The organism is Rhodopseudomonas palustris, from assembly GCF_013415845.1.
Lineage (GTDB): Bacteria > Pseudomonadota > Alphaproteobacteria > Rhizobiales > Xanthobacteraceae > Rhodopseudomonas > Rhodopseudomonas palustris_F.
Genome location: NZ_CP058907.1, coordinates 1313134 through 1335739 on the forward strand (window position 1 = coordinate 1313134; position 22606 = coordinate 1335739).

Annotated in this window: 19 protein-coding genes; 9 read left to right on the plus strand and 10 right to left on the minus strand. The window is 65.2% G+C overall.

Annotation, left to right across the window (positions count from 1 at the left end):
• Positions 1 to 22 precede the first annotated feature (22 nt).
• The 6 genes from HZF03_RS06130 to HZF03_RS06155 form a co-directional block, all read right to left on the minus strand.
• Positions 23 to 1018, minus strand: a complete 996-nt coding sequence (locus HZF03_RS06130) for an alpha/beta fold hydrolase (RefSeq protein ID WP_119019415.1) — start codon at positions 1016 to 1018, stop codon at positions 23 to 25.
• Positions 1019 to 1238: 220 nt separating this feature from the next.
• The gene (locus HZF03_RS06135) at positions 1239 to 2744 is read right to left on the minus strand and encodes a M81 family metallopeptidase (RefSeq protein WP_119019414.1); all 1506 of its coding nucleotides are present in this window, start codon (positions 2742 to 2744) and stop codon (positions 1239 to 1241) included.
• A 148-nt stretch (positions 2745 to 2892) separates the two neighbouring features.
• A complete protein-coding gene (locus HZF03_RS06140) occupies positions 2893 to 4545 on the minus strand; it encodes an ABC transporter ATP-binding protein (RefSeq protein ID WP_119019413.1) in 1653 nt (550 codons plus the stop codon).
• Positions 4546 to 4653: 108 nt separating this feature from the next.
• The gene (locus HZF03_RS06145; RefSeq protein ID WP_011156779.1) at positions 4654 to 5544 is read right to left on the minus strand and encodes an ABC transporter permease; all 891 of its coding nucleotides are present in this window, start codon (positions 5542 to 5544) and stop codon (positions 4654 to 4656) included.
• Between the two features lie 13 nt (positions 5545 to 5557).
• The gene (locus tag HZF03_RS06150) at positions 5558 to 6499 is read right to left on the minus strand and encodes an ABC transporter permease (RefSeq protein WP_011156780.1); all 942 of its coding nucleotides are present in this window, start codon (positions 6497 to 6499) and stop codon (positions 5558 to 5560) included.
• A 164-nt stretch (positions 6500 to 6663) separates the two neighbouring features.
• Positions 6664 to 7794 (minus strand): M20/M25/M40 family metallo-hydrolase, encoded by a 1131-nt coding sequence (locus tag HZF03_RS06155; RefSeq protein WP_119019412.1) that lies wholly within the window; start codon positions 7792 to 7794, stop codon positions 6664 to 6666.
• Between the two features lie 251 nt (positions 7795 to 8045).
• Here HZF03_RS06155 and HZF03_RS06160 point away from each other — a divergent pair, with 251 nt between their 5' ends.
• Positions 8046 to 9659 (plus strand): ABC transporter substrate-binding protein, encoded by a 1614-nt coding sequence (locus HZF03_RS06160; protein WP_012494904.1) that lies wholly within the window; start codon positions 8046 to 8048, stop codon positions 9657 to 9659.
• Between the two features lie 542 nt (positions 9660 to 10201).
• On the opposite strand, the gene HZF03_RS06165 is transcribed toward HZF03_RS06160, so the two are convergent.
• Positions 10202 to 10837: a hypothetical protein gene (locus HZF03_RS06165; RefSeq protein WP_012494905.1), complete on the minus strand. Its 636-nt coding sequence runs from the start codon at positions 10835 to 10837 to the stop codon at positions 10202 to 10204.
• Positions 10838 to 11321: 484 nt separating this feature from the next.
• Here HZF03_RS06165 and HZF03_RS06170 point away from each other — a divergent pair, with 484 nt between their 5' ends.
• Complete coding sequence (locus HZF03_RS06170) at positions 11322 to 12338, plus strand: CBS domain-containing protein (RefSeq protein ID WP_104511943.1); 1017 nt, start codon at positions 11322 to 11324, stop codon at positions 12336 to 12338.
• A gap of 44 nt (positions 12339 to 12382) precedes the next feature.
• Here the strand turns inward: HZF03_RS06170 and HZF03_RS06175 are convergent, their stop codons facing one another.
• The 3 genes from HZF03_RS06175 to HZF03_RS06185 are packed head-to-tail and all read right to left on the minus strand — an operon-like array spanning position 12383 to position 14565.
• Positions 12383 to 13174, minus strand: coding sequence for a hypothetical protein (locus tag HZF03_RS06175; protein ID WP_104511942.1), 792 nt, complete (start codon positions 13172 to 13174; stop codon positions 12383 to 12385).
• A gap of 28 nt (positions 13175 to 13202) precedes the next feature.
• Positions 13203 to 14225, minus strand: a complete 1023-nt coding sequence (locus HZF03_RS06180) for a CHAD domain-containing protein (RefSeq protein ID WP_234832299.1) — start codon at positions 14223 to 14225, stop codon at positions 13203 to 13205.
• Between the two features lie 16 nt (positions 14226 to 14241).
• Entirely contained in the window at positions 14242 to 14565 is a 324-nt protein-coding gene (locus tag HZF03_RS06185) for a hypothetical protein (RefSeq protein WP_011156787.1), read from the minus strand.
• A gap of 268 nt (positions 14566 to 14833) precedes the next feature.
• Here HZF03_RS06185 and iorA point away from each other — a divergent pair, with 268 nt between their 5' ends.
• The 7 genes from iorA to HZF03_RS06220 all read left to right on the plus strand — a co-directional run bounded on the left by iorA (position 14834) and on the right by HZF03_RS06220 (position 22605).
• Positions 14834 to 16657 (plus strand): indolepyruvate ferredoxin oxidoreductase subunit alpha, encoded by a 1824-nt coding sequence (gene iorA / locus HZF03_RS06190; RefSeq protein WP_119019410.1) that lies wholly within the window; start codon positions 14834 to 14836, stop codon positions 16655 to 16657.
• Positions 16654 to 17598, plus strand: a complete 945-nt coding sequence (locus HZF03_RS06195; RefSeq protein WP_119019409.1) for a 2-oxoacid:acceptor oxidoreductase family protein — start codon at positions 16654 to 16656, stop codon at positions 17596 to 17598. The genes iorA and HZF03_RS06195 overlap by 4 nt, the downstream gene beginning before the upstream one ends.
• A complete protein-coding gene (locus HZF03_RS06200; protein ID WP_119019408.1) occupies positions 17595 to 18758 on the plus strand; it encodes a 2-oxoacid:acceptor oxidoreductase subunit alpha in 1164 nt (387 codons plus the stop codon). The genes HZF03_RS06195 and HZF03_RS06200 overlap by 4 nt, the downstream gene beginning before the upstream one ends.
• 1 nt (position 18759) lies before the next feature.
• Positions 18760 to 19590 (plus strand): 2-oxoacid:ferredoxin oxidoreductase subunit beta, encoded by an 831-nt coding sequence (locus HZF03_RS06205; protein WP_011156791.1) that lies wholly within the window; start codon positions 18760 to 18762, stop codon positions 19588 to 19590.
• Positions 19591 to 19604: 14 nt separating this feature from the next.
• Positions 19605 to 20165, plus strand: coding sequence for a 2-oxoacid:acceptor oxidoreductase family protein (locus HZF03_RS06210; protein ID WP_012494910.1), 561 nt, complete (start codon positions 19605 to 19607; stop codon positions 20163 to 20165).
• Between the two features lie 23 nt (positions 20166 to 20188).
• Positions 20189 to 21523 (plus strand): phenylacetate--CoA ligase family protein, encoded by a 1335-nt coding sequence (locus HZF03_RS06215; RefSeq protein WP_119019407.1) that lies wholly within the window; start codon positions 20189 to 20191, stop codon positions 21521 to 21523.
• A gap of 209 nt (positions 21524 to 21732) precedes the next feature.
• Entirely contained in the window at positions 21733 to 22605 is an 873-nt protein-coding gene (locus tag HZF03_RS06220; RefSeq protein ID WP_011156794.1) for a branched-chain amino acid ABC transporter permease, read from the plus strand.
• Position 22606: the final 1 nt, after the last annotated feature.

Consider the following 22606-nt stretch of genomic DNA (forward strand, 5'->3'; position numbering starts at 1 on the left):
AGTTGCGTCACGCAGTGTGGGCTCAAACCGAGTGCGCGAGAGTCGGCTTGCCGACGTCGCTCGGCTGCAGCTTGCCCAGGAACTGATTGTACGAAGATACCACCTGATCCAGCACCTCGAAGTGCGGGAACGCGCCGGCGTCGAACTGCACGAGGGTCCAGTTCGGACGGCCTGCCACGCGGTTCTTGTGCCGGTAGTCGACGAAGTCGCCGCGCACCCCGTGCGCCATCCACACCGGCAGACGAAGCTGCTCGTAGACGGTCAGGATGTCGGTGCTGAACATGAAGCCGGCCACGAAGTAGTACGGGGCATAGCGTGCGCCGGGCTGATGCGTGGTGGCGTAATCGTAGTCCACCATCGGTTCGTCGATGGTCTTCGAGCCCCAGGCCTTCTCCAGGAACTTGCGGATCACCGGCCGGGCCGTGAGCAGCTTGAAGAAACCGCGATCCCACAATTTGACCCGCAGCGTGTCGATGATCCACGAACGGCCGCGCGTGCCGGGCGTGCCCGCATCACGGGCCTTGCCTTCGAATCCGGTCGGGCTGATGAAGCCGAGCGAACGGAATGCCTGCGGCGCCTCGGTCGCGGCGCGAGCGAGGAATTCGCTGGCCAGAGACAGCGCCAGCGCGTCGACCGGCTGTTCGCCGTGAATGCGGCGGATCTGTTCGACCGCGGCGTGGACCGCGTCGGTCATCATCCGCGCGGTGTATTCTCGGTCGTCGCGATCGGACTGGCCGAATCCCGGCAGGTCGATCGCATAAACCGGGCGCGTCTTCGCGTAGTAATCGTAGAGCGGCTTGACTTCGTAGGCCGAGCCTGCAGCGTTGACGCTGTGGATCAGCAGCAGCGGAGTCGTGTTGCCGTCCGGCTGCGCGGATCCGTCGGCGTAGATCGCCAGCCGGCCGACCACGCTGGTGATATCGGTGCGCGCACCCGCTACCGGATTGGCGAGACTCGTGCGCGCAAGATTTTGCTTGATGCGAATTGTTTCGATTGCTTGCCCGCTGATCAACGGCATCTGCGACCTCTCTTCAATTGAGCGAACCGTCGAGCCAATCGCGTGGAACCGGGAAGGTTCCAATTCGCGCGCGCTCCGAGTCGACCAAAAGAAAGAATGGTATTCGCATACACAGAAGCGCACGCACGATCGACTCGTACACACGCATGATAGTCCAGTGACCGACTGGTGCGATCACGAGGACGATGCGTCAGAGTTGCTTGACGTCAGGAGCGAGTTGTTAGTTCGGCGTGACGAATGGCTGTCCATTTGGCCTGACACGAATGCCCGGCTTCAGCCGCGTCCACGGCAAGGCGGCGGTGTCGGCCGGCATCGCGCCGGGTGCGGCACAGATCAACAGCCGCTCGGCGATCGGCTGAAAATCGGCACGGAAATGCACCGAGCTTTTCACAACCAGGATCGCCTGTGCGGTCGGTTCAATGCCGACGTAGCGATACATCGCCTGGTCGGCGAGCTGCGCCTTGTGCGATGCGACCACCACGCGCACACCGCCGATCCGCAGGCAGGCGGACGGACCCATCTCCATCTCGCGTCCGCCGAAATACGGACCGGGTGCGACGAAGCGGCCATCGGACAGCTGCTCGACGACGAAGATCTCTTCGAACGGCGCGTCGCCGGGAATCCCCGACTTGCCGCCGAGCGCCAGCGAGAGGACCGCGCCGACGCCGGCCGCATGAGCGGCCTTGGCCGCATCGGGATCGTAGATCACGCCGATCGCGGCGCGCTGCGCGTTGTTGCGCACCAGCGCGCGCAGCATGCCGGTGGTGTCGGAATCGCCGCCGGCGCCGGGATTGTCCTGGGTGTCGGCGATAATCACCGGCTTGGCGGCAGTGCGCGCCAGCTCGATCGCATGCTTCACGCCTTCGTCGGGCGAATAGATCTTGCCGTCGAAGTCGTCCTCGAGACTAGCCACCAGCGATGCGACGGAATCAGCCGCCGCATCGGCATCAGCCTGGGTGCGGCCATAGGCGAACACCGACGGGGCGCAGTCCGGGAAGTCGGCGGCCGGAAAGCCCGGCGCAAACGACAGCGTCGGCACAGCCTCGCTCTCCAGCGCCGCGAGCTTGTCGTAGACGCCCTTGGTCGGCTGATCGAACGTGCACTGCCACGAGATCGGAATCAGGAACGGCAGTTGCCGGAACGCCTTGGCGAATTTCTGGCCGCTGGTCAGGATCAGCTCCAGATGCTTGGCGGCGGCGCGGCCGGTGTCGGCCATGTCGACATGCGGATAGGTGCGGTAGGCGATCAGCGCGTCCGCATGCTCGACCATGCGCGGCGTCACGTTGGCGTGCAGATCGATGCTGACCACCAGCGGCAGATCGGGGCCGATCACCTCGCGCACCCGCGCCAGGATCTCGCCTTCGCCGTCGTCGAGATGTTCGGTGACCATCGCGCCGTGCAGGTCGAGATAGACCGCATCGAGGGGGCCGGCGGCCTTGATGCCGTCGATCATGATTTTGACGACGCGCTCGAACGCGTATTCGGTGACGTGCGCCGACGGGCTGGCGCCGCAGGCGATGGTCGGGATCAGCTCCCAGCCCTTGGCTTCGGCGTCTTCGACGAAGCCGGCAAGGCCGACATTGATGCCGCGCATCACCTTCAGCACGTTCGCGCCGATCGTCATCGCCGGCCAGCCGCCGCCGTGCACGAACGCCTCCCAGGTCGCCTTGGTGGGCGCAAAGGTGTTTGTCTCGTGCAGGAAGCCGCCGACGGCGATACGGGTCATGGTTGTTGTTCTCTTGCTGACTTAACGTTCGTCATTCCGGGATGCGCCCCTTGGGGCGCAGGCCCGGAATCCATATCCCCTGGCGGTGGTTATGGATTCCGGGCTCGCCGCTGCGCGGCGCCCCGGAATGACGCGGGGAAGCGGATACTTAGCTTACCATCGCCGCCGGCGCTTCGCTGACCGGACGGAAATTGGCGAAGTCCCAATGCCGGCCCGGGGCGGCTTCGAGCAGTTGGCGGGTGTAGGCTTGCTTGGGGTGGGTCAGCACTTCGGCGGCGGGTCCCTGTTCGACGACGCGGCCTTTTTCCATCACCGCGACGTCGTCGCAGATCTGCGCCGCGACGCGCAGATCGTGGGTGATGAATAGCAGCGCGATGCCGAGCCGGGTCTGGATCTCGTCGAGCAGATTCAGCACCTGCGCCTGCACCGAAACGTCGAGCGCCGACACCGCTTCGTCCGCGACCAGCACGTCGGGATCGAGCGCCAGCGCGCGGGCGATCGCAATGCGCTGGCGCTGACCGCCGGAGAACTGATGCGGGAACCGCGAGATCGCATCCGCCGGCAGATGCACCAGTTCGAGCAACTGCCGTGCCTTGGCCATCGCCTGGGCGCGCGGCATGCCGTAATTGATCGGTCCCTCGGCGATGCTCTCACCGACGCTGACGCGCGGATTGAGCGAGCGATACGGGTCCTGAAAGATGATCTGGATCTTCTGCCGATGCGGCCGCAGCAATCGGCGCGACAGCTCGGAGATCTCGCGGCCGGCGAGCCGGATGCCCCCCGAGGTCGGATCGATCAGCCGGACGATGCAGCGCGCCACGGTGGATTTGCCCGAGCCGCTTTCGCCGACGATGCCCAGGGTGCGGCCCTTGTGCAGTGTCAGCGTCACGTCCTGCGCCGCCACCACTTCGCGGTGACGGCCGAGCAGCGAGCGTTCGCGATACACCTTGCCGAGCTCATTGGCTTCCAGAACGACCGGCGTGCGGTTCGCGGGGCGCGGCGCCCGCGGCACCAGGCTCGGGACCGCCGACAACAGATTGCGGGTGTACTCCATCTGCGGGCGGCGTAGCACCGCCTCCAGCGGACCGGTCTCGACCAGCCGGCCCTGCCGCATCACCGCGACGCGGTCGGCGATCTCGGCGACCACGCCCATGTCGTGGGTGATGAACAGCACCGCGGTGCCGTGCGCCTGCTGCAGTTCGCGGATCAGCGTCAGGATCTGCTTTTGCGTGGTGACGTCGAGCGCCGTGGTCGGCTCGTCGGCGATCAACAGTTTCGGTTCGAGCACCAGCGCCATCGCGATCATGATGCGCTGACGCTGACCGCCCGATAGCCGGTGCGGATAAGACGCGAAGATCCGTTCGACATCCGGCAGCCGTACCTGCTGCATCATGTCGAGGATGCGGCGGCGGCGTTCGCGCGCGGGCAGGTCGGTGTGGAAGCGCAGCACCTCGTCGATCTGCTTGCCGACCGGCACCACAGGATTCAGCGCCGTCATCGGCTCCTGAAAGATCATCGCCATCCGCGAGGCACGGAGCTGGCGCAGCCGCCGCTCGCTGGCCGCCAGCACGTTCTCGCCGGCCAGCCGGATCTCGCCGCCGGACGCTTGCAGCACGCCCTTCGGCAGCAGCCCCATGGTCGTGAGTGACGTCACCGATTTGCCAGAGCCGCTCTCGCCGACCAGGCACATCGTCTCGCCGGCCCGCACGTTGAGTGAGATGCCGTCGATCACCTTGTCGCCGTGCCCGCTGCGGCCGAGGCGGACGACGAGGTTGTCGATTTCGAGGACGTTATCGGTCATGTCGGGCTCCGCAGTCGGGTACGGCGCGCTCCCTCTCCCCGCGCGCGGGGAGAGGTGAGGTCGGTGCGCGTTGTGGGGCTGAGAGAGCAGACATGATGAGCTGCCTCTTCATCGGCTGCCCTCGCGCTGTTTCATCCGCGGGTCGAGCGCGTCGCGGGCGGCATCACCGATCAGGTTGACCGACAGGATCGCGATCGACAGCAAGAGGCCCGGCCAGAAGATCAGCATCGGCTTGATCTGAAAGTAGGCGCGGCCTTCGGCCATGATGTTGCCCCAGGTCGGCGTCTCCGGGCTGATGCCAGCACCGAGGAACGACAGGATCGCTTCGGTGAGGATTGCCGAGGCGGCGATGTAGGTGCCCTGGACGATCAGCGGCGCGACCGTGTTGGGCATCAGGTGCCGCACCATGATCTTCGGCAGGCTGGAGCCGACTGAGATCGCGGCTTCGACATAGGGCTCCTCGCGCGCGGTCAGCACCACCGAGCGGACCAGCCGGGCGACCCGCGGGATTTCCGGAATGGTGATCGCGATCAGCACCGTGGTCAGGCTGGCGCCGGACAGCGACACCACCGCGATCGCCAGCAGGACGCTGGGAATCGCCATCAAGCCGTCCATCACCCGCATCATCACCGCGTCGACCCAGCGGAAGAAGCCGGCGACCAGACCGATGACGAGGCCGATCGCGATCGCGACGATCGCCGAGCCAATACCGATCAGCAGCGACACCCGGCCGCCATAGATGATGCGCGACAGCAGATCGCGGCCATAGGCGTCGGTGCCGAGCAGGAATTCGGCACTCGGCGGCTTCAGCCGCAGCGCCGGCGCCAGCTTCACCGGATCGTGCGGCGCCAGCCACGGCGCGAAGATCGCCATCAGCACGACCAGCGTCAGGCAGATGGTGGCGACGGCGATGATCGGCGTCGACAGCAGGAAACCGAGCCGCGGACGCATCGGGCGCGGCACCGGAAGGGTCGGTTCGGACATGGTATCGATGGCCATGGTGCGCGCGCCCTCAGTACCGGATACGGGGATCGAGCAGCGTGTAGGCCAAATCGATCAACAGATTGACGGCGACGTAGATGCCGCTGGTCAGCAGGATCATGCCCTGGATCACCGGGTAGTCGCGCGCCAGCACCGCGTCGACGGTGAGGCGGCCGATGCCGGGCAGGTTGAAGACGCTCTCGGTGACGACGACGCCGGAGATCAACAGCGCAAAGCCTGTGCCGATCACGGTGATTACCGGGACCGCCGCATTGCGCAGCGCGTGGCGCAGCAGCACGCGGCTTTCGTTGATGCCCTTGGCGCGCGCCGTGCGGACATAGTCCTCGCCCAGCACGTCGAGCATCGCCGCCCGCGTCATTCGTGCGATCAGCGCGATGTAGATGAAGGACAGCGTCAGCGTCGGCAGCACCAGCCGCTCGGCGAACGGGCCGAAGCCGCGCGCCATCGGGCGGAAGCCCTGCACCGGCAGCCAGCGCAGCTCGATCGCGAAGATCTGGATCAGCACGTAGCCGATCACGAACACCGGCACGGAGAAGCCGATCACCGACAGGCCCATCACAAAGCGGTCGACCCAGGTGCCGTGTTTCCACGCGGCGACGACGCCGAGCGGAACCGCGACGATGACCGACAGCACGATGGTCGACAGCGCCACCGTGATGGTCGGCTCGATACGCTGGCCGATCATCTGCAGCACCGGCACCTGCGAGATCAGCGAGACGCCGAGGTCGCCGTGCAGCAGCCGTCCGATCCAGGTGAAGAACTGCACGTAGAGCGGCTCGTTGAGCCCTAGCGACGTGCGGATGCGCATCAATTGTTCAGGGGTGGCGCTGTCGCCGGCAATGATCGCGGCGGGATCGCCCGGTGTCAGGCGCAGCAGCAGGAACACGAACAGTGCGACCACACCCATCACCGGGATGGCCGCCAGCAAACGACGGATCAGATAGCCGAGCATCGGCGCTCCATCATGGATTTGGATCGACGATTAGCGAAACTTATCCCGAAGATGCGGTTCGTCATCATCACCTGCGCTTGATGCCGTCGAAATCACCCTCGGAGTTCAGCAAGTCCCGTGCCAGGGCTGCAAGCCGGTGCGGTCTGATTTGCACAGGTGGGCGCTCACTCCAGCGTTGCGAGCAGGCCCACCATCAGCCGACCGCGCTCGGCGAGGCTGTCGACCTCGATGTGCTCGTTCAGCGTGTGCGCGTCTGCGCCGCGCACACCGAGGCCATCAAGCGTCGGAATGCCCATCGCGCCGGTGAAGTTGCCGTCGGAGCCGCCGCCGGCGCTACCGTGCGGCAGGCTGACGCCGAGCTGGGACGCGACCGTGCGGGCCTTTTCGTAAAGCGCCATGGTGCCGGCATCCGGCTCCCACACCGGGCGGGTGACGCCGCGCGTCACCTTGAAGGTGACGTCACTGCTGCTGCCGCTCAACGCCAGCATGCGGTCGACGCCGCGGTCGAGGTCTGCCTGACGCTTGGCCATGCTGAGCGCTTCGCCGGTGCAGGTGGTGGCGACGCAATTCACCCATTGGCCGCCGTGGACGATGCCGACGCTGAAGGTGCAGTCTTCCGTGGTCATCGCATCGATCGCCAGGATCTGCTTGGCCATTTCCCGTATTGCGGAACGGCCCGACGACAACGTCGCGCCGGCATGGCTCGGTTTGCCGATCGCCTCCAGGTTGAATCGCGCGATCGCGTAGCGTCCGGTGACGACGCCGTTGTCTGGGCGGCCGGGCTCCGGCACCAGCACGTATTTGTTGCGCGCCGCTTCGGCTTCGATGATGTCGCGGGTCGACGGCGTCCCGACTTCTTCGTCGGGCGTGAACAGCACCGTGATCGGCAGCGGCGTCGTGAACGACGCGCGCGCGAGCTGCTTGATCGCTTCCAGCGTCAGGTAGTTACCGCCCTTCATGTCGAAGATGCCGGGGCCGAACGCCTTGTTGCCCTCGCGGCGGAACGGCAGTTTCGACAGCGTGCCGACCGGATGCACGGTGTCGAGATGACCGGCGATCAGGATGCCGGGCTCGCCTTGCTTGGGATGCGGAAAGCGCGCGCGGACACAACCGGCGAAACCCTGGCGGCCGGCGATGCGCTCGATTGTCGCGCCCATGATCGCCATCTCCCGCGCTGCAAGATCGAGCATGCGCTCCACCGCGGCGGTGTCCCAGGTCGGGCTCTCACATTCAACCCAGGCGCGCAGGCCTTGCAGCATCGTATCGGAATCGAATGGGAGATTTGCTGGGTTCATTGCGCACTCTCTGTTGGGTGGCTTTACGAGACTGATTACCGGCGGCTTTGTAAAGCGAAAGATTTCGCTCCCCACTACACGGCCGAGCACCGGCAGCGGCGAGCCGGATGATTGACGCTTGGCACACTTGGTGCAAGTCTCGATTATCAGGGTGTGGCAATGCGCTGATCGCGTGGCACCGCGCCCGGACTCTTACTGCCCTGCACAAGCAATCATCTGTGACTGATCAGTTTCAAGTCAGGAGAAATCGAATGTTCCATCCACCGCGTTGGATGCGCTCGGTCGTCGCGTCGAAAATCGCTGTGCCGGCGTTCGCGCTCGCGGCATCGTTGACGCTGCCGGCGGCCGTCGATGCCAAGACGATCCGCGCCGTCATGCATTCCGACCTGCGTATCATCGATCCCGGCCTGACCACCGCCTACATTACCCGCGACCACGGCTATATGGTGTACGACACGCTGCTGGCGATGGACTCCAAGTTCAAGGTCCAGCCGCAGATGGCGGACTACAAAGTTTCAGACGACAAGCTGACCTACACGTTCACGTTGCGCGACGGACTGAAGTGGCACGACGGCACCCCGGTCACCGCGGAGGACTGCGTCGCCTCGCTGAAACGCTGGGGCCAGAAGGACGGCATGGGCCAGAAGCTGATGCAGTTCACCGCCAGCCTCGAAGCCACCGACCCCAAGACCATCACGCTGAAGCTGAAGGAGCCCTACGCGCTGGTGCTGGAATCGATCGGCAAGCCGTCGTCGCTGGTGCCGTTCATGATGCCGAAGCGGATCGCCGAGACGCCGGCCGACAAGCCGATCCCAGAGCAGATCGGCTCCGGCCCGTTCAAGTTCGTGGCCTCCGAATTCCAGCCCGGCGTCAAGGCGGTGTACGTGAAGAACCCCGACTACATTCCGCGCAAAGAGGCGCCGGACTGGACCTCGGGCGGCAAGGTCGTGAAGGTCGACCGCGTCGAGTGGATCACGATGCCGGACGCGCAGACGGCGGTGAACGCCCTGCAGTCGGGTGACATCGACTTCATCGAGAACCCGTCGTTCGACTTGCTGCCGGTGCTGGCGCAGGACAAGGAGCTGACGATTGACACGCTGAGCCCGCTCGGCTTCCAGACTCTCGGCCGGATGAACTTCCTGCATCCGCCGTTCGATAATCCCAAGGTTCGCCGCGCCGCCTTCCTGGCGATGAGCCAGAAGCCGGTGCTCGACGCGCTGGTCGGCAATCCGAAGTACTACAAGATCTGTGGCGCCGTGTTCGGCTGCGGCACGCCGCTCGAGACCGACGTCGGCTCCGAGACGCTGGTCAAGGGCAACGGCATGGCCGAGGCCAAGAAGCTGCTCGCCGAATCCGGCTACGATGGCACGCCGATCGCGCTGATGGCGCCCGGCGACGTGGTGACGCTGAAGGCGCAGCCGATCGTCGCTGCTCAGTTGCTGCGTGACGCCGGCTTCAAGGTCGACGTCCAGGCCACCGACTGGCAGACCGTGGTGTCGCGCCGCGCCAGCCAGAAGCCGCCGAGCGAAGGCGGCTGGAATATGTTCTTCACCAACTGGGCCGGCCCCGACATTCTCAATCCGGTCGCCAACGTTTCGGTCGGCGGTCAGGGCAAGAAGGGCGGCTGGTTCGGCTGGGCGGAGGACGCCAAGGTCGAGGAGCTGCGCGACAAGTTCGTCCGCGCCAACTCGCCGGACGAGCAAAAGAAGATCGCCGAAGAGATCCAGAAGGAAGTCTATGAGCAGGTGATCTACATTCCGCTCGGCCAGTACACCGCGCCGAGCGTGTGGCGCAAGGAGCTCTCCGGCATCGTTCACGGCCCGGCGACCCCGGTGTTCTGGAACATCGACAAGCAGGGCGATTAAGCGAGCGCTAAGCCCGCATCATTCGTCGAAACATCATCGCGCCGTCCTGCATCCAGCAGGGCGGCGCTTTGCTGTGCGGAGCTTGCACAGCTCGCGGAGGATCGTCAGGTATCCGCTTGACGACGGATCGACATCAGCCAGAGATTGCGGCGTGCGCCATGCCGGCCTACGCGTTCTTCAGAAGGGGCGCGAGGAAATGCGGGCGGCAAATTCAAAGGCTTTCATGAGCCGTTCAATTGACGATTAGTTTCGTCATGGCCGGGCTCGTCCCGGCCATCCACGCCTTGCTTGCTGTTTTCGCTGAAAGACGTGGATGCCCGGCACAAGGCCGGGCATGACGGGTTGAAACGAAGAGTGCTTGATTTCACTGCCCGCATTTGCAGTCGGGTTCTCAAGATGAGAACGTTACGACCCTTGGCAAGGGCCAAATCCGCTTCAATCAATCGATGAAGTGCTCTAGCTCCGCGCAACAAAAAGCCCGGCACGAAGCCGGGCTCGATTGGCGGGGTGCTGTCCCGATGCGGATCGGGCGCGCCTCTCGATCACTTGCGGGCGCAGGCGACCTTGATGGCGCTGGCGCTCGGGCTGCACTTCGCCGTCACCGAGCCGTCCTTGACCGTGAGCTGATCGGCGAGCTTGGCGGCGCCGCCGTTGACGCAATAGGCCGAGGTCAGGGTCTCGTTGGCAGCGCAGGTCACCGGGCAGCCGTCCGAGGCACAACTGGTCGATGTGACGTTACGCACCGCGGCGATCGCTGCCGGGGCCGCAGCAGCGGCCTGCTTGTCGGCGGCCGGAGCCTTGGTGGCAGGCGCGGGTGCCGGAGCAGCCTTCGCCGCCGGAGCGGGCGCCGCGGCTTCGGGGGCCGGCGTCGCGGCGGTCTCGACCGCCGCCGGGGCGGCGCTGGTTTCCACGGCGGCCGGGCGGGCATAGTAGCCGCTCGCCGACACCAGATAGACGAACAGGGCCGCAACCACGACCGCCCCGATCATGATCAGCGTCGTCGGCGGCAGTGCGCGGACGCGATCGACCGTCGAGCGGATCGAGGTGATGAAAGAAGTGGCATCGAACGAACCGCCACGGGAACGCATATCGTCGAAGGTGAGATACGCTGCGATCACGAGGCCACCACCGAACAACATGAGTATCAGCAGTGGACCGAGCGCGGAGAGATACTCCATGTTACGTCTTTCCATTCAGGGCAGGCCGGCGCGAGGTGTATAGGTTTCGCCTGCCGCAAGCTGCATTGTCGAAAATCAAATGAACACGCATATGCAACGGTGCGTTGAGGTATGTCAAAACCGTTGAGGCGCCGTTGGTCGAGGTGTAGCACGGCAGAGGGCGTGACGTCATCGCGGCAGAAAGCGTCGCAATTTGTTAGGGTTGACGATTAACACCTCGTCATTTGCCGAGTGCGGACCGGCTTTCCCTATGGTCGAATGTCCAATGCCCGGCGCGGCCTGCGGAGTCTGCGTCGATCGACCGCGATCAATGCCGAACAGCCTGCTTCCCGAAGCGTAGCGCACTGCGGAATATGGCGGTTGCTTGACGGAGATTCGCAAAAGCCCGCTGTGCGGCCGCAAGGCCGTTGCGCGTAGATCGCGCATCAGACCGCCATAGACGCCGCATATCATTCGATAGCCCGCAACGTTCGAAGAGATTCCCATGAAGGCAGCAGACGTGATGACCACCGCCATCGTGACGGTGCAGCCCGACACGCCCGTCCACGCCATCGCCGAGACGCTGCTCAAGCACGGCATCAGCGCCGTGCCGGTGGTCGACGGCGCCGGTGTGCCGCTCGGCATCGTCAGCGAAGGCGACCTGATGCCGCGCGCCGATAGCGATCGCGAGGCGCGTCACGATTGGTGGCTGCAGATGCTGTCGGAAGGCGAGGCGGTGCATCCCGACTACGTCCGCTTCCTGAAGTCCGATACCCGCACCGCCAAGGATGTCATGGTCGGTCCGGTGGTGACGGTCGAAGAGACCACGGCGCTCGCCGACATCGCCGACCTGTTGGTCGAGAAGCGGATCAAGCGGGTGCCGGTGGTGCGCGCTGGCCACATCGTCGGCATCGTCAGCCGCGCCGACCTGCTCAAGACCATGACTGGGCTCAACCACACCGGAGCTGATCCTGTGCACGACGATCCGAACGCCTGGCCGACGCCGTCCGACAAGCTCGCGGCACTGAGCCGTCCCGTCGCGCCGCCGGCTCCGCCGCCGCATGATCCTGCGGCCGACGATCTCTCCGCCTCAGCGTTCCGCGAGCTGGGGCTCGAGCACGAGCACGAGGAAGACGAGAAGCGAAAGCATGCCAAGGAGCTGGCCGACGAAAAGCACCACCGTCTCGCCAGCGACATGCTGGCGTCGCATCTGACCGACGAGACTTGGCAGAAGCTGCTGCGCAACGCCCGATCCGCCGCCAAGAAGGGCGAGCAGGAAAGCCTGCTGCTGCGGTTTCCGGCAGAGCTGTGCACCGATCACGGCCGCGCCGTGAATGCGCCCGATCCCGAATGGCCGTCGACGCTGCGCGGCATGGCCGCCGACATTTACCTGCGGTGGAAGTCGGAGCTACGCCCGCACGGCTTCGTTCTGCAGGCCCGCGTGGTCGATTTCCCCGACGGCATCCCCGGCGACATCGGCCTGTTCCTGACCTGGGGCAAGACCGAAGCGGCGCATCATTGATGTGCCGTCACTGATTTACGCTCATCGAGAGCGCGGCTCCGCGCTCAGATTTTGAGGTTGCGATACACCGAGACCTCGCGCTCGCGCGCGAGGCGGGCATCGTCGCCGGCGCGGATGCCGCGCCAGCCGTCGAAGAACACCACGATGGTGGTGATCAGTCCGGTGATCTTGCCGATCAGGAATCCGAACGGGAAGATCAGCCGCTCCGCCGGCAGGATGAACTGCGAGCCGAGGAAGATGATCACCGCGTTGGCGAAATACGCGGTGCGGTACAGCGTCTGCTCTTTCCAGGCGCTGCGCGCGTAGGGGCGCGAACTCTTCTTCACCGCCTTGTTGTAGCGCGGATTGCGCAGCAGCCCGAGCAGCCGGCGTTTCTTCGGCAACTGCCGTGGTCCGGCGATCAGAGCGCGATAATTCTCCCGCATCTGGAAATGCGCGATCAGCGCCAGCAACAGGTTGAGCGCGACCAGCACCGCCTTTAATTCCCACACCGACAGCAACAGCTGCGCGGCGAGGTCTACGAAGATCAGATGCGTCGCCGCGTTCAGCACGAAGGCCGAGCGGTGGAACGCGGCGCGGTTGATGTTGCCGACCTTCTCGTCGATGAACGCCGCGCCCGGCTTGGTCTCGCCGAGCTGCAGCAGGGAGTCGCGTTGGGCGTCGGTCAGTTCCCAGCTCTTGCCGAGTTCGGCGATCGTCACCGCCGGGGTGCCACGCTTGATCCTGAACGTCGCCTTGGCCGACCATTCGGAGACCCGCGCCAGCCAGCGCCGCGTCACTGCGAAGCGCGAGGTGCTGGTCGCCGCCTCGACGAGAGGGTGGGGATCTGGCTGCATCGTGTCCTTCAGCGCGGCTCGATCGCCGTCAATCGCCGAAAAGCGGATCCTCTGCAAGCTTGGCGGCGGCCTTGGCGGCCGCCTTCATCTGTTGTCGGATCTCGACATCATCAAGGTCTGCGAGCTGCCGGGCGGCGTCGGGATCGAGCTTCGCCGTGGCCCGGCGGCTGAATTTGCCGGCGAGTTTGCGGTGCACAGCGACGTCGTTGAGGGCGCCGAGCGCGTCGAGCAGCTTCTTCAGGTGCTTCCTGAACCGTTCCAGCCGCTTGCCCGTCCTGCCGTCGAACAGGCTTTCGAAGAAGCCGATTGCGTAGTTCAGCTTCTTGGCGGCGATCCGGACCTGATGCCGCTCCTCGTCGTCGAGCTGCTCCAGCTTCTCCAGGCGCTTGTTGAGCTTGCGGGCGCGGCGGGCCAACACCTGTTGGCCGAACTCGGCGGCCGACGGGCGTTCCGCGCCGTTTGCGCCCCTGGTCCACTCTCCGGCGTCGATCCAGCGTTGCAGGTCGCTCATCAGCTTGCGGAAGCGCTGCAGCTCGACGGTGGCGCTGGCGCTGGCGAAGGCTGCGCCGCGGTCGGAGCCGAGCCGCTTCAGGAACGCCGGTGAGCCGGTTCCAAGTTGCGCGCTCTTGATTTTGACTTCCAGGAGATGAAGGTCACGCGCCGGGGCGAGCCGTCCAGCGAGCCACTTCAGCTCACGCTTCAACCGCTGGGTGTCGCGCCCTTCGATCAGCTCGCCGAACACCGAGATCGCTGCGCGCATGCGCCGCAGCGCGATCCGCATCTGGTGCACGCCGGTCGGATCGCGGCGTCGCACCTTCGGTTGCTGCGCGGCGGTCAGGCGTAGCAATTCGGTCGCAATCGCCCGGAATGCCTCGGCGCTGCCGGCATTTTGCGACAGAACGATATCGTGGGCCGGGCCGGTGCCCGGCTTGGCCGTACGCTTCTTGAGAACTCGACGCATATTGTCCCACGCGGACGAAGAAGATGACCGCCCGCGGTATCCTAGCAGATTTACGCGCCGATGACGCCGCGTCGCGCAGTCGCCCCACACGCACCGCAACTGCCGGTCAGGCCCGCCTCAGCACCTCCAACGGGTAGCCGATCAGCTTGGCCACCGCATATGCAATGCCCATGCCGATCAGGGCCGCGATCGCCTGGCCGCCATAATACCAAGCGGCCGACGGCGGGAACGGCATCAATTGCGTGGCGAGGTCTAGGCACCACAGGATCGCGCCGACGCCGACGCCCATGACGATGACGAGCTGAATGCGCTGCACCGCGGCTTCGATCCGGGCCATCCGCGCTTCGACGTGTTTGTCCGGCCCGCGCTCCGGCGCCGGTTTGCTCGGAGCCGGGGTGTTCTGGACGTTGTCCGGAGCCGTCGTCGTCATGCCGTCCTCACTGTTCGTCTAAAGTCCAACTATCCACGCGATCGCCGTCGCGACCCGCTCTTGCGTAGCAGTAATCGTCGCTGCACTGCACAGAATTGACTCAGCACAAAAGCACTCCTGCAAACGCCAGCGCTTAGTGATCACGCCGTCAGATAACTGGCAGGCCCGTTGACTTAGCGCAAATACGACCGAAGGTAAATTTGGGAAAGAGAGCCCCTTTACAGCAGTTCTAATCGCCGCAGCGGCGTGCGCTTGGGGGGAGCTCGTGATGCATACACCTTGGCAAGCCGCCACCGCCTTGAAGAGCGAAGCCAAGGAGCTTCGCCCGCTTACCGGTAACGAAGCGATTGCGCGTGCCGCCTGGGAAGCGGGCGTTCGTGTCGCCGCTGCTTATCCTGGTACGCCTAGCACTGAAGTTCTTGAGAATCTTGCGACCTATCCGGTCGAGGATTTGCACGCGCAGTGGTCGACCAACGAGAAGGTCGCGCTCGACGTCGCGATGGGCGCGTCGTTCGCGGGGAGCCGCGCACTGTGTGCGATGAAGCATGTCGGCCTCAATGTCGCTGCCGACGCGTTCATGACCGCGACCTACATCGGCGTGAACGGCGGTTTGGTGCTGATTGTTTGCGACGACCCGGGCATTCACTCGTCGCAGAACGAGCAGGACAGTCGGATCTACGGCCAGCTCGCCAGTATCCCGGTGCTGGAGCCGAGCGACGCGCAGGAAGCCTACGACTTCACCAAGCTGGCGTTCGAGATTTCTGAGCAGTTCGACACCCCGGTGATCGTACGCAGCACCACGCGTCTGTCGCACACCCGCAGCACGGTGTCGGTGGGCGAGCGCGTCGAAGTGCCGGCGCGCGTCTTCCTGGAGCGGCCGTCGAAGAACGTGATGATTCCGGCGCACGCCCGCGGTAGGCATCTGTTCGTGCTCGAGCGCGAGGCCAAGCTGAAGGACTATCTCGCCGCCGCCGACATTACCCGGGTCGAGAAGGGCGATACCAAGTTCGGCGTCGTCACCGCCGGCACCTGCTATCCTTATCTTCGCGAAGTTCTGCCGAATGCCACCGTGCTGAAGCTCGGTGCGTCCTGGCCGCTGCCCGACACGCTGCTGCGTGAATTCTGCGCCTCGGTCGATCAGGTGTTCGTGGTCGAGGAGCTCGAGCCGATCATCGAGAAAGAGGTCGCCTCGCTCGGCATCAAGGTCGAGGGCAAGCGGCTGTTCCCGCGCGCCGGCGAGTTCTCGCCCGAGGTGGTTCGCGCCGGGTTCGTGCAGGCCGGCCTGCTGCCGGCGCCGCCGTCGTACAACGCCTGGGTGCCGGAACCGGTGGTGCGTCCGCCGGTACTTTGCGCCGGCTGCCCGCATACGTCGAGCTTCCTGGCAGTGCGCGCCTCCGGCGCCCGCGTTGCCGGCGACATCGGCTGCTACACGTTGGCGGTGCTCGACCCCTTGCGCGGTATCGACACCTGCGTGGCGATGGGCTCCTCGATCGGCAACGCCATCGGCATGGCGAAGGCCGGCGAGGCCAAGCCGGTGGTCGCCACCATCGGCGACTCCACCTTCCTGCATGCCGGCCTGCCGGCACTGATCGATGCAGTCTACAATCAGGCCAACATCGCGGTGGTGCTGCTCGACAACCACATTACGGCGATGACCGGCGGCCAGGAGCATCCCGGCACGGGCAAGACACTACGCGGCGAACCCGCGCCGCAGGTCGACTATGAAGCGCTGATCAAGGCGTGCGGCGTCAAATGGGTGAAGAAGGTCGACTCCTACGACCTCGCAGCCACCCATCAGGCGCTGCGCGAGGCGATCAATTATCGCGGCGTCGCGGTGCTGATCTCGAACCGGCCGTGCGTGCTCGATCCAATCAAGATCAAGGGCCCGCCGCTGGAAGTCATCACCAGCCAGTGCACCGCCTGTCAGTCCTGCATGAATCTCGGCTGCCCGGCGCTGACCTGGAGCGACGAATGGTTCGAGGGGCGGCATCGGGTGAAGATCGACCCGGCGCTGTGCATCGGCTGCACGCTGTGCGCCCAGGTCTGCACCATCGACTGCATCAAGATCGCGACCCCGGCGGTGACGCAATGAACGAGCAGAGCAACATCGCAGTGAATGCGGACAGCGAGCCGGTGGCGTTCAACGCAGCATTGGCGGAGCCCACCAACGTGCTGATCGTCGGCGTCGGTGGCCAGGGCGTCATCATGGTGTCGAAGGTTCTGGCGTCACTGGCGCAGGCACACGGCTACGAGGTCAAGCAGAGCGAAGTGCACGGCATGGCCAAGCGTGGCGGCACTGTGTTCAGCCACGTCCGGTTCGGGCCGCGTGTGTGGTCGCCGACCATCGCCAAGGGCGAAGCCGACGTGCTGATCGCGCTGGAATGGGCCGAGGGGCTGCGCTGGCTGCCGCATCTGAAGCGCGACACCGGCGTGTTCATCTGCGACACAAAGCGGATCGTGCCGCCGTTCGCCTGCCTTAGCCGTCGTCTCGGCGCGCCGATGCGCTATTCGACCGAGACTGCCGAGCAGGTCGCGGCCTACGTGTCGGAGGCGTACGCGATCGACGCCACCAAGATGGCCGAAGAGCTCGGCAATGAGCGCGCCGCCAACGTGGTGCTGCTCGGCGCGCTGTCGACGGTGCTCGAATTCGCGCTGCCGGAATGGGAAAAGACCGTCACAGCGTTCGTGCCGAAGAAGACCATCGCGGTGAACTCCGCCGCATTCGAACTCGGCCGTAATTGGATTGCGGATGCCAAGAGCGAGCCGGCGACCGCGGATGCGGCGCCTGCGTCCGTGCCGGCGCATACGCCCTATCGGCCGCGCCTCGAGATCACCGACGCTTGGTGCAAGAGCTGCGAGATCTGCGTCAAGCTCTGCCCAGAGCGCTGCCTGAAGCTCAACGCCGATCGCGTGGTCGAACTGGTGGCGCCGGAGAAATGCACCGGCTGTCGGTTGTGCGAATGGCTGTGCCCGGACTTTGCGATCCGCGTTCATCTCGACACTGAAGCGCCCGCGATGGAGGCCGCGCAATGAACGCGCCGGATCGTCACGTCCCAAAAGCTGCCGCCGCCAAGCTGCTGTCCGGCAATGCCGCCTGCGCCCAGGGCGCGATCGACGCCGGCTGCAAGTTCTTCGCCGGCTATCCGATCACCCCGTCGTCGGAAATCGCGGAGCGGCTGTCAACCATGCTGCCGGCCGCCGGCGGCGTATTCATCCAGATGGAAGACGAGATCGCCGCGATGGCGGCGGTGGTCGGCGCCTCGATGGGCGGCGTCAAATCGCTGACCGCGACCTCCGGCCCCGGCTTCTCGCTGAAGCAGGAGAACATCGGCTACGCCGCCGGTGCCGAGATTCCCTGCGTGATCGTCAACGTGATGCGCGGCGGCCCGTCGACCGGCATGCCGACGCGGCCGTCGCAGGCCGACATCTTCCAGACCCGCTACGGCAGCCACGGCGATTATCCGATGATCGTGCTGGCGCCGGCGTCGGCGCGCGAGATCTACGACGAGACCATTCGCGCCTTCGATCTTGCCGAGCTGTGCCGCACGCCGGTGATCCTGCTGTACGACCAGGTGATCGCGCAGTCGTCGGAGACTGTGGCGCTCGGCGGCCGCACTTCGGTGCACGCGACGCGCAAATGGGCGAGTGGCCCGCGCGAAGCTTACAAGCCCTATGCGGCAGATGCCGATCTGGTGCCGCCGATGCCGCGTCCAGGTGACGGCTATCGCACCCACACCACCGGCCTGACCCATAGCGAGACCGGATTCCCGAGCCAGGATCCGGAGACGGTGATCCGCAATCTCGGCCGGCTCTATGCCAAGCTCGATCGTCATCGCGACTTGATCGATAGCTTTGAGGCCGTTCGCTGCGAAGACGCCGAGGTGGTGATCGTTGCGATCGGCATCAGCGCTCGCGCGGCCCGCCGTGCCGTCGATGCCTGCCGCGCCGAAGGCAAGAAGGTCGGGCTGTTCCGTCCGGTCACGCTGTGGCCGTTCCCGGAAGTTGCGCTGCGCGAGGCGACCAAGAACGCCAAGGCGATCCTGGTGCCCGAACTCAACATCGGCCAGCTGCGGCTGGAGATCGAGCGCCAGCTCCGCGACCGCCGCGTTGAAGGCCTGCATCTGATCAGCGGTGAACCGATCACGCCGGCGCAGATCGCAGCCGCCGCTACCAAGCTCGCTTCGGAGGTCTGAGATGTTCCGCGACGCGCCGCATTTCGACGTCCGCGATTATCTCCGCAAGGAGATGATGCCGCACTTTCTCTGCCCGGGCTGCGGCCACGGCATGGCGCTGCGCGCGCTGCTGTGGGCGATCCATGAGCTGAACATCGACCGCGACAAGCTCGCCGTGGTGTCGGGCATCGGCTGCGCCGGACGGCTGTCGGCCTATATCGACGCCAACACCTTCCACACCACGCACGGGCGCCCGTTGGCCTATGCGACAGGGCTTGCTCTCGCCCGGCCCGACCTGCACGTCGTGGTGATCACCGGCGACGGCGACTGCCTGGCGATTGGCGGCAATCATCTGATCCACGCCTGCCGCCGCAATCTCAAGCTCACCTGCCTGATGCTCAACAACGAGATCTACGGCATGACCGGCGGCCAAGTGTCGCCGACGACCTCGGAGACCCGGCTCACCACCACCACGCCGTATGGCAATTCCGAGCCAAACTTCGACGCATGTGCGCTCGCAACCGCCGCCGGCGCCGGCTTCGTCGGGCGCGAAGTCACCCGGCACGTGCCGAAGCTGAAAGAGCTGATCAAGGCCGGGCTGCAGCATCCGGGCTTTGCCTTCGTTGAAGTGGTGTCGGACTGCACCGAGGTTTACGGCCGCAAGAACGACATGGGCTCCTCGGCCGAGATGGTGATGCGGCAGAAGAGCGAGATGCGCCCGAGCGCTTATCGTGACAGCGTCGACGAGCCGTTCCGTTCGACCGATCTGCCGACCGGCATTCTGGCTCAGAACAACCGGCCGGAATACGGCGCGGCCCTGCGCGCCGCTGCCGCCGCACGCGCCGGCAAGTGACGGGGAGATCAGCCATGTCGACATCCCGCATCGAACTGCGCTTCGGCGGTACCGGCGGCCAGGGCCTGTTGCTCAGCGCCAAGCTGCTGGCCGACGCGCTGGCGCTGGAAGGCCGTCACGTCGCGCAGTCGCAGACCTACGAGCCGACCTCGCGCGGCGGTTTCTGTAACGCCGACCTCGTCGTCGCTCATGGTGAGGTCGACTATCCGCTGCCGATTGAGTTCGACCATCTGGTGCTGCTCGACAAAATCGCCATCAAGCCATCCTGGCCGAAGCTTAAGGCCGGCGCGCTGGTGATCTCCGACGTCCGGCTGTGCCCGGAACTGCCGGAAGGCGGACGGTTCAAGCGCTATCCGTTGCCGCTTAGCCGCACCGCGATCGAACTCGGCAGCGAACGCGTCACCAACATCGTAGCGCTCGGCGTGCTGATCGAGTTGTCCGGCATCTGCAAGCACAAGTCGGTCGAGCAGGTGGTGCGTGCGTCGTCGCCGCGCGGCTTCCTTGACCTCAACATGGATGCGCTGGCCGCCGGCTACGCGCTGGCCAAGACGCCTGCCGTCGCGGCGGCCTCCTGATTTTCTGACAAAGGATTGCTTCGATGAGCGCCCAGCCCGCATTGCGCGAACAGACCGTCTATATGCACGACCGCGCCATCGAGACCATGCCACGGCCGCAGCTCGCGGCGCTGCAGTTCGAACGGCTGCGAAAGATTGTCGAGCGGGCGTATCGGGACGTTCCGCACTATCGCAAGAGCTTCGACGAAGCCGGCGTCAAGCCTGCGGATCTGACCTCGCTGGCCGACCTCGCGAAGTTTCCCTTCACCAAGAAGACCGACCTGCGCGACAACTATCCTTTCGGCATGTTCGCGGTGCCGCGCAATCAGATGCCGCGCATCCATGCCTCGTCGGGTACGACCGGGAAGCCGACCGTGGTCGGCTACACCAAGACCGATCTCGACAACTGGGCGAACCTGATGGCGCGGTCGATGGTCGGTGCAGGCGCGTCGCCGGACGACATCGTCCACAACGCCTATGGCTACGGCCTGTTCACCGGTGGCCTCGGCGCGCATTACGGCGCCGAGCGGCTCGGCTGCACCGTGGTGCCGGCTTCCGGTGGCGGCACGGAGCGGCAGGTGCAGCTCATCGTCGATTTCGGCGCCAATGTGCTGTGCTGCACGCCATCTTACGCGCTGAACATCGCCGAAGTCGCCGAGCAGATGGGCATCAACCTGCGCGGCGCGCCGCTGCGGGTTGGCCTGTTCGGCGCCGAGCCGTGGAGCGACGCGATGCGCCGCGATCTCGAGGCGCGGCTCGGCATCAAGGCGGTCGACGTCTACGGCCTGTCGGAAATCATGGGACCGGGCGTGGCCTGCGAATGCCATGTCGCGCAGAACGGCCTGCACGGCTGGGAAGATCACTTCCTGTTCGAGACCATCGATCCGGAAACGCTGCAGGTGCTGCCGATGGGCTCGGTCGGCGAACTGGTGATCACCACGCTCACCAAGGAAGCGCTGCCGATGATCCGGTATCGCACCCGCGACATCACCAGCCTGAACACCGAGCCCTGCGCCTGCGGCCGCACCCATCTGCGGATCATGCGTGTCACCGGCCGCGACGACGACATGCTGATCATCCGCGGCGTCAACGTCTATCCGTCGCAGGTGGAGTCGGTGCTGATCGGCTTCCCCGGCATCGCGCCGCACTACCAGATCGTACTGACCCGCGAGAAGGCGCTCGACGCCATGACGGTCGAAGTCGAAGTCGCGCCCGGCGCGCCGTCCGACGACGAGGCCCGCGCCAAGAAAGCCGCCGAAGTGACCCATCACATCAAGTCGCTGATCGGCGTCACCTGCAAGGTGTCGGTGAAAGCACCTGGCGAAGTTCCCCGTTCGCAGGGCAAGGCGGTGCGGGTCAAAGATCAGCGAAACATCTGATCGGTTGATTCCCGAACGTCATCGCGCCTTTGCGATGCAGCATAAAAGTAATCGACACGCGCCTTGACAGGCGCGTGTCGATCTAACTTTAATTAACTGATTGAGTAAGCCGAGCGCGATCAACGCGTGACGGAACGCTCAGTCACGCTGACCGGCAATCAATGTCGGCCGCAATAAATGTGGTTTGCAAAGAACCACACGGGGAAGAAATGCTCGATTTCGTCCAGCAGGTGATCGGCGGGATTGCCCTCGGCTGCGTCTACGGCTTGATCGCCCTCGGCTTCGTGCTGATCTACAAGGCGACCGAAGTCGTCAATTTTGCGCAGGGCGAAATCATGATGCTCGGCGCGTTTCTGTCGTTCACCTTCATCGCCACACTCGGGCTGAACTACTGGTTCGGCTTCCTGCTTTGTGTGGTCAGCATGGCGGTGCTCGGCGCCGCGATGGAGCGGCTGGTGGTGCGGCCGATCCTCGGGTACCCGCAGTTCTCGATCGTGATGGCGACGATCGGGCTCGGTCTCGTCATCCGCTCGTTGGTTGGCATCATCTGGGGCACCGACGATTTGCGGATCGAGACGCCGTTCACCGGCGGCGTGATCCAGCTTGGCGGCTTGGTGCTGTCGCAGGACAGCCTGTCGATCATTGTTGCCACCGCGCTGCTGTGCGCCGTGCTGTACGCTTTCTTCCGCTTCACCAAGATCGGCATCGCCATGCAGGCGACGTCCCAGAACATGCTGGCGGCCTACTACATGGGCATTCCGGTGAAGCGGATGTTCTCGCTGATCTGGAGCCTGAGTGCGATCGTCGCCTGCTGCGCCGGCGTGCTGCTGGCGCCGATCACCTTCATCCACGCCAATCTGGGTTTCCTCGGCATCAAGGCGTTCCCGGCCGCCGTGCTCGGCGGCTTCGGCAGCATCCCCGGCGCGCTCGCCGGCGGCATCACCATCGGCATCGTGGAATCGCTGTCGGGCTTCTATCTGCCGGAAGGGTTCAAGGACGTCGCGGCCTACATCGTGCTGCTCGCGGTGCTGCTGTGGCGGCCGCAGGGCCTGTTCGGCAGCAACGCGCTGAAGAAGGTCTGAG